Source organism: Paenibacillus sp. V4I5 (genome assembly GCF_030817255.1).
In the GTDB taxonomy this organism is placed as follows: domain Bacteria; phylum Bacillota; class Bacilli; order Paenibacillales; family NBRC-103111; genus Paenibacillus_E.
In genome coordinates this window covers 6,825,352-6,837,766 of the sequence record NZ_JAUSZB010000002.1, presented here as the reverse complement: position 1 = coordinate 6,837,766, position 12,415 = coordinate 6,825,352, and the positions used below count along the sequence as shown (strand labels likewise).

At 47.2% G+C, this 12,415-nt stretch carries 5 protein-coding genes; 1 reads left to right on the top strand and 4 read right to left on the bottom strand.

The features are described from left to right. Positions 1 to 274: 274 nt before the first annotated feature. Entirely contained in the window at positions 275 to 694 is a 420-nt protein-coding gene (locus tag QFZ78_RS33120) for a hypothetical protein (protein ID WP_307553593.1), read from the top strand. A 283-nt stretch (positions 695 to 977) separates the two neighbouring features. On the opposite strand, the gene QFZ78_RS33115 is transcribed toward QFZ78_RS33120, so the two are convergent. From QFZ78_RS33115 to QFZ78_RS33100, 4 genes are all read right to left on the bottom strand, one after another. Further along, positions 978 to 8,783 (bottom strand): OmpL47-type beta-barrel domain-containing protein, encoded by a 7,806-nt coding sequence (locus QFZ78_RS33115; protein ID WP_307553592.1) that lies wholly within the window; start codon positions 8,781 to 8,783, stop codon positions 978 to 980. A 90-nt stretch (positions 8,784 to 8,873) separates the two neighbouring features. Next, positions 8,874 to 10,418 carry an extracellular solute-binding protein gene (locus QFZ78_RS33110; RefSeq protein ID WP_307553590.1) on the bottom strand — a complete coding sequence of 515 codons (1,545 nt, stop codon included), beginning with the start codon at positions 10,416 to 10,418 and terminating at the stop codon, positions 8,874 to 8,876. Between the two features lie 73 nt (positions 10,419 to 10,491). Beyond that, the gene (locus QFZ78_RS33105; protein ID WP_307553588.1) at positions 10,492 to 11,385 is read right to left on the bottom strand and encodes a carbohydrate ABC transporter permease; all 894 of its coding nucleotides are present in this window, start codon (positions 11,383 to 11,385) and stop codon (positions 10,492 to 10,494) included. A 13-nt stretch (positions 11,386 to 11,398) separates the two neighbouring features. Beyond that, on the bottom strand, positions 11,399 to 12,310 hold the full coding sequence (locus QFZ78_RS33100; RefSeq protein WP_307553586.1) for an ABC transporter permease: 912 nt from the start codon (positions 12,308 to 12,310) through the stop codon (positions 11,399 to 11,401). Positions 12,311 to 12,415 lie beyond the last annotated feature (105 nt).

Sequence of the window (12,415 nt, the reverse complement as noted above, 5' to 3'; positions counted from 1 at the left end):
AAATAAATGGGACTATTTTGATGTCATTTTAACTCAACCGAGCAGAAAATCTCCGTCGCAGAATAAGAAACTATTCCAATAACAAAAAGCCAAATGATAAAATCACTAAAAATATGAATTGGTATTTCGAGCAAATATCTTTAATATGGCACGAACATGCTTCAAGCCTAAAAATTCCCTATAAGTTTTACCCTCCAAATTAGATCCAATTAAACGTTAACACTTTCCTCCGTAGGCGAATATCATATCCCGATAATATTAAAGGAGGGATACAGTGTTACCAATTTCTAACCCAGGTATGATGGATGTTAACCCAGCCATGATGAATTCCAAGCCAGGTATGACGAATGTCTCACCTATTGGTGGAGATATGAAGTCGTTATGTCAGAAGTACATGAATTATCATGTAATTGCACAAACAACTAGTGGACAGCAATTTGATGGGATTATCGATGGTATGGATAACGAAGGCATTACTATGTTGGTTCCTGAAGATGTAGACGGCGATGAACGCCAATTTACGAATGGATACGGTCAAAACGGATATGGTCGAAGAAGATATCGAAGATTTCGCCGGCAGCGGTTCCCGTATCAATTCCTACTTCCGTTTTTAACACCGTATCCATACTACTACCCGCCCTATCCTTATCCATATCCTTACTATCCTGGTTATGATTACGGTGGAGGATATTAAAAAAATGAACCTTATGGGGATTTTTCCATAAGGTTCATTTTTTCATATTGAACTTTTTATAACTAACGTTCTCCGTCCCTCGGTTGAATGACCAATATACTAATTGGGACCATGTAACGATCCGATTTGATGGTCGATTCAATTTAATAGCTTAAGGCAAGAACTATTTTATAGATTCATAAATGACTTCTGAATAATTTAAAGATAGACCTCCTACGTCATATTTCCCTTATTTCTACGCTATCCGCTCAAGAGGGATTATACAGTCTACGTTCTTCTAAGACTATTGAATGGACAACAAGTATTGGGCATCCCGGAGCAAGTATTTAGCAGCTTCCGCAGAAATATGCTTTCCGCTTTGCGCCTTCACCTCGTTCACGAAGGCAACCAGATTGTTCGTATCCAATTTGCTTTGCAAGCTGTTTGCGATACCCTCATTATCAATCCAATGGGTATTTGTAAACCGTGTTACTAATCCCTTTAAGGAATCGACGCTTGTCGTAGTTTGGAACGATATGATTTGGCTGCCCACGTTCCCTGCCAGATCGCTTGACGTTACGTTCAACGTATGCGAACCGATCGGCAACGTATACAGGGGAATGGTTATCCCTTGCTGCACCCCATTGGTATCCAGCGTTACCGTAGTTTTGCTGCTGTCAACCCCGGACAAGTCATCGCTCAGCGTAACGATCGGCGTCACATCCCCAGTATCGCTGAACGTACCGTACACCAATCCGGAAACGGTGATTGTCGGCGCTGTCTTATCGAACTTAACCGTTAGAGACTTCGCCTCTTCCACATTTCCCTTCAAGTCTGAGGAACGGTAATGCAACTGGTAATGGCCTTCCTGAACCAATTCAACCGGACCTGTGTAGACGATCCAATTGTTCCCGCCATCTAGACTGTATTCCACCCGTTTTACAACGCCCGAATCGCTGCCTGTAGCCGTCAAGGTCAATGTCGGTGCTGCGGTAAACCAACCGTCTTTTACGCTTTGTCCTTGAAGGTCCGCGACGGTAACAGGCGGAGTAACGTCAAGCTCTAACGCATCGATGGCTTGTTGTAAAGCTGTAACCTCGGCATCAAGCACAGCATAGGAGGTAATCGTGCCAAGCGCTGCTTGAGCTATGTCGATTGCCTGCTGCATGGCGGTGAAGGAGCTTACCGTGTAGGATCCATCGGCATTGCTAATGGCTTTAGCAGCTGCGATTAAGCTTTCCAGCTCACTTTTGTTCACTTCACTGCTGGCTTTTACTTTGAACACAATGGTCATTGACTGGGCCTGAGCTTCACCGTCAGTTGCCGCGAATGTAACCTGATACGTTCCAGCACGCGGATTGCTCCAGGTAAACTTGCCGTCCTTCAGCTCATATCTGGCTCCGGAAGGCAACGTTGTGTTCGAGATCGTTACCGCAACCGGATCTTTGTCCAAGTCGACGGTTTTGACCGGGAAGGAGACTGGGACGCCCTCTGTTACAGGCAAGGGATAATTCGGCAGCGAGAAGTTGTCAATCTGCGCCGACCAATTATTTTTTACTGGGCTGACCCCAGACACCTTGAGTCCCATCATAGCGACACCAGCGTATACTGCCGCATCGTTCGGGATGCCGTTGAAAGATATAGTGCGAAGCGGAGTCGAATCGCCTTTGCCGTTGCCCCACGAGCTGTCAGCGTTCTGAACGTACCCTTTGATTTGATCGCCGGTGCGCACAATTCGCGCCCAATAAGGCGGTGTTTTTCCTTTAAAGTAAGCCGCGTCTCCTGATCCGTCAAAGATCCCTTTGCTGGAGCCGGCGCCTTTCACGCTGCGGAACGGAGCTGCCACTTTATAAGTACCCCAATCTGTATTAGCGGCGTCCGTCGTGAGGCCAGTCATCAAAAATCGTGGCGCGTCATCATAAACATCCTCCGTAACCGCCACTCCTGCATATCGGGCATTGTCCGCACTTAGAATCCGCGAGATCATTTCGCCGCCTTCATATAACGGGACGTAGTAGAAGAAAGGATGCTGTTCATGCACCAGCGAAGCGCCGGAAAGATCCATGTTTAAGGTAATCGTTCCGGTTTCGTTGTCCAGATTTCCTTGCGATGCGATCGTTCCGCTTGCGCTGCTTGCCGACACGGTATACTGGATTTGTTTGAAATCCACGATCGGCAGGAAGAACGGCGACTTGTTCTGATAGGCCACATAAATATAAAGCGATTTAGTGACGGCGAACAACCCATTGCTCACCGTCAGGTCGATTCGATACGTATCGTTCGGAGTTCGACTCATCTGACTTTTGGCCGGCGTCCATGTAAGTAGGCCGGTGCTGGCGTCAAACGATGCGCCGGCAGGAAGATTGCCGATCGAATAGAGCAGATTAAGGCCGGCAGGATCGACAACATTGAATCGGTAAGTTGCCCGGTCATTCGTTGTAAAGGTAATCGGTTGATCGGGAACGGTAATCATCGGCTTGCCTAAGACGCTAATTATGATCGATTGCGTATCCGCAGCGTTGTCGGTTTGCGCTTTGAAAGTAACCGTGTAAGACCCTCCGCTATCAGCTAACGGCGTCCAGTTGAATACACCGTTCACTAAGCTCATGCCAAGAGTTGCCGCACTCCATGCCGTACCGTCCTTCACGACGCTGTCGATGCTGTAGCTGATATTAGAAGTTCCGACCGATGCAGCTTCGGCCGGTATGCTCGCTACATTTTCCAGATTAGCTCGGAGCCCGAAAGAAAGTACGTTGCCGCCGACGACGGATTTGTTGCCGATCGGCTCGAGAATCGGAACATTCGTAGCGTCGTTATACACCTTGACGTTGATGCCCAGGCTTCCCGTAAAACTATTCGTGCCCGTTGCGTCCTTCGTCGTAAATACAAGTGAATTGTTGCCGATATTGTTAGCCGTCGGCGTGAATACGATATTGCCCGTTGCAGCATCAAATGTCGCTCCCGCCGGCAATTGCGCCCCAATCGCTTGAATATTACTGCCGCCAAAGGCGTCCGTCGCGGAGACATGGAAGCGTACAGTATCGCCGACTGAAACCGTAAGATCGGTTATGCCCGTCAAGGTTGAGGGCGTACCCCCGTTTCTCGGCGAAATGGCGATGTCCGGTACCGCGAATATCGGTGACGTATACAAGTAGTTGATGCTGTTATAGACCGTTCTATTGCCTAGCACGAGACCCGCATAAATTTTGCTTTGCGTCTGCGTGGCGCCGCTTGCATCTTTGTAAGTAAGATCCAAGGCCTTGGTCGATCCGATTTGCGTCCAGTTCGTCGGATAGGCCGTTTCCTCCACTTTGGCCACGCCTAACGATTCATACGTGCCCGCAGGCGCTAATGAATAATAAGCGGAATAGTTGCCACCATTCAATATAATTTTCAGCCAGACGTCTCCCACCGCAATTTTCGGTGTCGTAGACAGATCAAAGGAGAGACCGGTATCCGACTTGTTTATGCCGCTTTGTATCCAGGTGTCGCCACTTGCAACCGCATTGATCGCATACTTCGAGTAATTATCCAGCGTGTTGCGGAGCATCAATCCGATTCGTGATCCGACTTTGAACGAGCTGTTGTAGATGCTGGTCGGAACTTTGGTAATAAAAGTGTAGTTCATCTTCGGATCGATTTCCTGATAAGTGAAATGGTATTTATTATATTCATCTGTCGGACCAATCAAAATACCGTTGCCAAGCGACGATAACGTGACTTTGTTGCCATTAACGGTCGTCGCGCCGTATTGGAACTCGTTCCAGCCCGCTTCTTTCCATGGAGTAGCAATCGGGATAGCGCCGGACGTGTCTACCGGCGGAACGCCAACGCCGCCGCTGACCACGACAGGATCGGAAAATTCGCCGTTTACCCCGTTGCTATCGAAAGCGACCACTTTATAGTAAATGGTTTTGCCGGTTGAAAGGCCGCTATCCGTATATTTATTGCCGGTAATATATTGACCGACAAGCCCCCATTTCGAATCCGCACCCGGGTTAACCGGCGGATCCGTCTTGCTGGCCGCCTCGTCGAACGTTCGGTAAACGTTGAATTTTACGGCTCCTCGAGGGTATAACCAGGAAAGGTTGACAGTGCCGTTGGCAGCTGCATAGGACGGATAAACCTTGCCCGGACCAACGAGTGCGCCTGCAGCCGTCAACTGAATATCGCTGAATTGTGCGGCTTTTGCCGAGGCGACCCCAACATAAAGCGAATCCGCCGTCGGCACCCACGCTGCTTTCAGCTTTTCCCAAGTCGAACCGTCTGCTGAAATGGAAGGGTATACATATTGTCCATGGCGCTCGACTTTCAGGTAATAGCTGCCGTCAGCACTTTTGGTCGAAGCGGCTCCGCGAATCGTCGGCGGCATGTAGTTGTCGTAAACGTTGTAGCCGTCAGCCAGAAAATCGTAAATCGGAATCACATTCGGATATTGTCTGAAGGTGATGTAATAATTCCCGTCACGATCGACCGTGAAGATCAAGCCACGCGAATCGGTAACCAACTGCCCGTTCGAAGCTTCCTTCACCATAATGCCCGTATTCCCAAGCGCATTGCCCGAAGAAACTTTAGCCGAGAACGCAAAGTCGCTGGTTACCCCGCTTGAGCCTTGCACAAAATTCGTCCGATATGCGAACGCGTAGTCCGGCAATGCCTCCAGGACGCTTTTGCTTGCGTCTTTTTTGTCATAGGTGATTTGATCGACCATGTTAATGGTTTTGTTCGTGCCTTCTCCGGTCATTGTAATCGAACCGTCCGCGCCGGCCAAAACGCCGATTCCTGTATCGACGCCGTCCATATTGGCAGCCGACCAGGTTCCATTACCGGATGCAACCTGAACTTTGGTATAAACGGAATCATATCCGGTTATGCCTGAGCTGGACACACCGCGTACTTTGTAATAGTACGTTTTTCCATTCTCTGCAGCCGTGTCCAAAAAGTGGTTCATGTACCTGTCAACCTGCGCGATTACGTTGTAGGTGCTTCCAGCGTCGTCCGAACGAAGGACATCGTAATGTCCCGTTGTTCCGGCAGCGTGCAACCAACTGAGCGCCGCCCTGCCGTTCGCAGCGGTTGCCGTAACGAATCTTGACGAGTCCGGCACATCGTTCACGACCTGCGAATTCAATCGCAGAACAACCGCCGTACCCGGTTGAACCGCAACCTTGTTTCCGGGTTTTACGGGCAATGATTGCTGGGATATCACATCGTATACGGTGCCAGCCATGTACGACGAAGGCAGGATCACATCGTAAACCTTCGCATCTCCAATCTTATCTGCCGTATGGTTTAAGGCGATCATGTAGTTTCCGTACTGCACGGAATAAAATTGAGCAAAGGCGGAATAGCCGCTTCCAGTACGGTCCGGATTAATGTTATACTTCAAATCCTTTTCAAAGGCTTGCTCCGGAATCGGCACAATAGCGCCGGCGACGGCCAGCCTCGCTCCGTCGATCGGAGGAGTACTGTCATCGTAAGCGATGTCAAACTGAGCCCAATCCGGCTTCGTATTCCAATAGCCCGACGGCGCATATTGAACGTTCGGGGCCAGGGAAAGCATGACATCATTGTCCGGCGTTACGACATGCATTCTTGCAAGACCGTTCAGTCCGGGATTCGAACGCCGGGTGAAGCTGACGAACATAACGTTGTTGCCGTCCCGAGCGGCAACCAGGCCATTTTCGGCGTCAACAAAGCCATGCTGCTGTACACTGTTGATATAGTCCTGCGAATATGTCCCTTGCTGTTTGCCGTCGCCCCTCTCGCCAGGCAGCAGCCAATCGGTGTTGCTCATCGGCAGTAAGACACCTTTCCAGTTTGCGGGATCGGATGCATACAAATAATCAAGCAGAAGACTCTGGTCCCTTACGTTCTTACTGCTCGCAAACGGATCATTGAGAAAGAAATGATCCAGGAACATCTGCTGAGCGTAGCCAACGGCATTAGTGGCATATTGTTTGTATTTACTCCATTCGCTACTTGCATATCGGTCGGCATGCGCATTCAAATACCTTTCAAATCCGACGTATATCAGCTGCTTTTCTTCATCCAGGACACTTTGATAAGCAAGGCCGCCCGGATAGTCGGGTCCCCTGGACTCGATGACCCCTTCGACTCTCATTGCCCGGTTCATATTATCGTCCAGACCTTGGTATCTCATGTTAGCGCGGGCGTTTGAGATCTCCAACGCCTTTTTCAGCAGCTTGTCGTCGTAGGTAGCGCGCCACTCCTCTTGAACAAGATCCGTATGCTCGCCATAATGGGCGGCATACTGGGGTTCTCTGGATAGACCGGCCTCCGTAATATTCAAATATCGGTCACCCCATTGCTTCGCACTCGAGCCGATATAATTTCGGTTGCCGTCATATTGGGTCGCATCGTTGAAAGCGGCCAAATTATTGACCACAAGGGTCGTTCCGGAATTGTTGTCGTTTAATTCCACTAAGCCATTCACGATATCATGGCCAAGCCATGGCGTAATGCCGGCGCCTTCATAAAGGAATCGCAGCGAGGAATTATAATTCTCCGCCACTTTTGATCCCAAGGCGATTAAGCCCAGATTCGATTTGAACATGCCGTACTTTTGAAATGCGTTCTGATTCGTTAAATAGTTCCCCAAAGAACTGTGCGTTCTGGCATAGCTCAGGTTCATGAAGAAAAGCTCCTGCCAACCGACAAATCGCGTCGTCCTTTTCGCATGGGCAAGAACGTTCAAATCCGAATTGACGCCTGTTTGCGCGTATTGAGCTGTATAGAAGACGGGGTCCGTATTTGTGAATGTGAAAGCTCCGTTCTTTGCCGTTCCGCCTGCGTTTACGTTGCCGATTTTCACAGTTGTCCAATCCACTTCCGTATTGCCCTGAAGCCATTTTTGAAAGCTGGATGTCATTCCGTTTGCCCTGTCTGCATCGGTCAACCGATATTTTGGTACGTAGCCCGTTGCGTCGTCAGCCAAATATGCGGAGCCGAACAGTCCTTGCCCGTCAGCGGTATCCTCGGACAAGAAGAGGTTGTACACGGTCCATAGCGCTTCGCCGCCGTATTTGAAAAACCCGCCCCATTCCGCCTGATGAGGCTTTCTGATTGAAGCCGGATCATTCAAATAGTAGGTGACATATTGGTCGATACCTAGACGAATGCGATCAAGCATCTTGTCACGGACCTCGTTGGAGGTTTGCGGCGTGAAGTCGTAGCTTGCGTAAGCTCTGTATTCATCTTTCAAATAATTGGAAAATGTTCTAATCTGCATCGTCTGCAAATCGTTGCCTGAAACATTGGAAAAAAACTTGGTATTATCATTTAAATAACCGGATACAAAGCTTTGGGAGGAAGCAATAAAATTGTTGGCAAAAGCGACCGCTTCGGATGACTGGCTATCCAAGTCGCTCCCTGCTTGGGGCGCGATCGAGGCCGTATCCAAGGTACCCTTCTCCAGCAAACCATCGGGAAGACTGCTTGTCACGGTTGTATAACCCGCGTAGAAAGCTTTCGATTTTTTCCCTGCGAACGTTTGATTGTAAAAAGAGTTGAAACTTCCCATGCCGTAAGTGTAAAACTCCGCCGTCGTTCTGATGGTTAGCGCGAGCTCCGTTTTCCCTTTCGTCAGTTCTAGCGGGAGGTTGATCGTGGAGTAGCTGAATCGGTCGGGAATAATCGGATGCAAGCCAAAGGCAGGGCTGTTCATCGTTTTGTACAGCGGTTGCCAGTCGCCTTCATGCTGAATAGCCAGCCTTTCCCCGTTCACATACAGCATGGTAATACCGTAACCCAAATCGGACCCCCACGTTTTTAAGGTAAAATAGTTCTGCATATCGGGATCTACCTTCATGTTAAATGTTAAATCACCGCCTAAATATGGATTATCCAACGATGGCAAGGCTACCCTTGCCGATTCGCCTTTAGCGCCAGTTATCTCCGATGTATAGGTACCGGTAAATCCATGAGCTTGTTCCGAAGTTTCATCACCGAATGCAATCGTATCGACGATTGGACTTGACCCCGTCTGGGCAGTGTCGACACTATCCGCAAATGAAACCGCTGTCAAATTACTGAATGAAAGTATAATTGTCAGTACAAATGCCAGGCTGTTCTTCCATTTCAAACGCATAACCCCATTCCTCCTTGTTCAGTTGATATTTCATAATTAACTTGAGGGAAAACTGTCGTAAGGAAATCTCTTACGACAGTTCTTCTCGTGTTATTTCTTCGAAGCCAGGAATGCGTCGATTTGTTTTTGCATTTCAGTTTGAATTTTCTTCACGGCAGAAGCCGCTTCCGATTTATACTTATCCCAATAAGTTTGGGAATCAGCAACACCGATATAAATTGGATCCATGTATTTGTCGCGGATTGTATTCAGCTGAGCGACTTCATTAGAAACAGGTGCCGGATCAAACGTAAATCCGGCTAATTTGCTTGGCGTGAAGTTGTCGCCATTCGCCGTAAACTTGTTCAGCGCAATCGTATCTGCTCCAAGTCCTTGATCGTAACGATCTAGCGTCGGATTCCAGATCCACGCATAAGGGAACCAAGCATAATCGTTATTCAGCTTTTTATACTGATCTTCGCCCACAGGCTCCCAATTCTTCCCTTTAATTCCGTAAGCAAGCAGGTCGTAGTTGTCCTTTTGCTGCGTCCAGTTTAAGAATTGGATGGCGCGTTCTTTGTTTTTGCTGACATGCGTCAAAGCAAGGAAGTTCCAGGCCTGGAAGTCGGAGATGTTGGCGCCCTTTTCCTTTTTGAAGAACGTTACTGCTTCTACATCTCCGTTCACGCTTTTCTTCACGGCAGCAGCATCGTCTGCGTTCACACCGAAATCATTTGCATTTAAAATAGCTGCCTTACCGGCCTTGAATTCTGCTTTGTAATCTTTGACGGACAGCACATCCTGATACATCAGCTTATCCTGATAAAGCTTTCTTGCATCTGTAATCCAGCTCCAGACGGTCGGATCCATTTGATCGAACATGTTGTATACCTTACCGTCATTGTTTTTCAAGAAGAGAACGCCGTTAGTTCCGATTTGCGTATCACCAATGTGGGTATCGTAGTCGAATACTTTTCGGAAGTTCCCCCAGTCCATCGCTCCTTTGTTCGTGATAATAGGGGCAATATTCGGCTCTTTCTCCTTAATCACTTTTGCGAAAGCAATCATATCATCGTACGTCTTGATCGGAGCGACGCCATGCTTCTCTCTCAAATCTTTACGGATGTAAAATACACGGCCTTGATAATAAGAATTGCTAAGAGGTATGGCCATAATTTTGCCGTTGTATTTGTTGGCGTTCCACATTTGCTCGGATCTTGTTTTCAAGATGTCCGATCCGTATTGCTTGAGCAGATCATCCAAAGGCTCGTAGTAATTTGCGGCAATCATTTGATTCAGGTGAACCCACGGAGCGTCGAAGACCAGATCCACATCCTCGCCTGATGCCAGCGTCACCTGCGTTTTCTGTCCGATATCGGAGAAAGGAATGAACACGACATTTAATTTCACGTTCAGCGTATCCGCCATCCGCTTTTCCGCTTCCGCAATTACTGCATCAAAGTCTTTCGGACGATCACCTGGAATCATAATTTTAAGGGTTACCGGATCATTTTTCTTCGCAGCCGGAGTTTGCTGGGCACCTGCCGATTGGGGTGAACTTGCCTGTGGTTGAGCCGCTTTATCTCCAGTGCTGCAACCAGCCAAAAGCGACATAACCGTAACCGCTGTAATTCCTATACTGTACCATTTTTTCATTTTTTTACTTCCTCCCTTTTTAGACCTTCCACAACTATATGCTCATCCGGCATTAGAATCCGGGGGAACAACATTAACCTTTAATAGCTCCAACGGTCAGGCCGCTGACAAAATATTTTTGTACGAAAGGGTACATAAGTACGATCGGTCCAATCGTCAAACAGACTGTCGCCAATTGCACGATATTGGTAGGAGCTGACACATTGTAGGACGTACTGCTTCCTGATACGTAGGAAGAAACATTCAAGTTGGAGATCAGTTGGCGGATCATCATTTGCAGCGGGTGCAATTTGTAATCGTCGATGAAGAGTAGTGATAACCACCAGTCATTCCAATACTGCAGAGCGTAAAACAGCGTAATCGTAGCAATCGCCGGCGCGGTGACGGGCAAGATAATTTTATAAAAAATCCGAATTTCTCTTGCTCCATCAATCGTTGCAGATTCATTAATTTCATACGGTAATGTCCGATAAAATGAAACGAGAATAAACGCATAAAACGGATTTAACAAATAAGGTAGAATGAGTGCCCAAACCGAATCCTTCAAATGCAGCCAATTCGCGATCAGCATATAGAATCCGACCAAACCGGCTCCAAAAACCATCGTAAAGTACGTAAGGAATGAAAGGATATTCCGGTACTTGACTTTACGGTTCGCAAGCACATAAGCAAACATCGCAGTGACCATAACGGAAAGCGCGGTTCCTATGGCAGTGACCAAAATCGAAATTCGGTAGCTGCGGAAAATTTGATCTCCTTCTAAAATGAATCGATACGCATCTAAGGTAAGATTGCTTGGCCACAACTGATATCCATGTGCCAAAAAGCTGGCCTCCGAAGCAAAGGAATCAATAAATACCAACCAGAATGGAACCAGACAAAACAAAGTAAATAGCAAAATAATGACGTTCATGCTGAGTCCGAACGTTTTTTCGCTAAGTGATCGGGTTTTCAGTAAAGGCTTCAAACGGGTCTACCTCCTAAAACAAACTTGAATCTTTGTCAATTTTTCGAACCAACCCGTTAAATAGCAGAATACAAATCAGTCCCATGACAGATTGATAAAATACGACTGCGGCTGACATGCTAAAGTTACCCATTTGGCGGAGAGCGCGGAACGTATACGTATCAATAACATCCGTCGTCGGGAAGAGTATACCGTTATCTCCGATAATACCGTAAATCATGCCGAAGTCACCGTAAAAAATTCTCCCTACTCCAAGTAGTGCAAGCATGATAATAACAGGGCGAAGCAGCGGGATTGTGATATTGACGATTTGCTGAAGTCGTGAAGCTCCATCGATTTCAGCCGCTTCATAATAATCGGATGGGATCCCGGTAATGGAAGCCAGGAAAATGACCGAATAGTAACCAGCGAATTTCCATACATAGATGATCGTTAAGATTACCGGCCAAACTTCAGGCTTTTGGAACCATGGAATTTGCGTTAGTCCTATGGATTCCAAGAACTTGTTAAGCAAGCCGTTATCCGTATTCAAGATAGCAAACACCATTAGACTAACAACCAGCCATGAGATAAAATACGGCAGAAAAATAATGGATTGTGCCAGCTTCTTGAACAGCTTGGTCCGAATCTCATTAAGCAGGATTGCGAGTCCAGCTGAGATAACCAGACTGAATATGATGAACAATCCATTTAAAAAGAGTGTGTTGAAGGTTACCAGAATCCAATCATGACCTTGAAAGAAAAATTTAAAATTATCAAATCCAACCCAAGGGCTTCCCCAAATTCCATTCGTCAACTGGTACTTCTTAAAAGCAAGCAGATGACCTGACATTGGGATATAAGCGAAGATAATAAGAAATAAAAGACCAGGTAAAGCCAACAAATAGAGATCGACATTTTTTCTGATTTCTCGAAAGAAACCCATGTTTCATATTCACCTCAAATCTTTCTGACTGTGTATTTGCTTTTGTAGATGCGCTCATCATAAATCGATTTGCTAGGGCTGGTAAAGTCAAAGTATTGACGATTC

Excerpts from the sequence above, each read along its gene's own strand:
- QFZ78_RS33100 (WP_307553586.1), bottom strand. The coding sequence starts at position 12,310 with ATGGGTTTCTTTCGAGAAATCAGAAAAAATGTCGATCTCTATTTGTTG.
- QFZ78_RS33115 (WP_307553592.1), bottom strand. The coding sequence starts at position 8,783 with ATGCGTTTGAAATGGAAGAACAGCCTGGCATTTGTACTGACAATTATA.
- QFZ78_RS33110 (WP_307553590.1), bottom strand. The coding sequence starts at position 10,418 with ATGAAAAAATGGTACAGTATAGGAATTACAGCGGTTACGGTTATGTCG.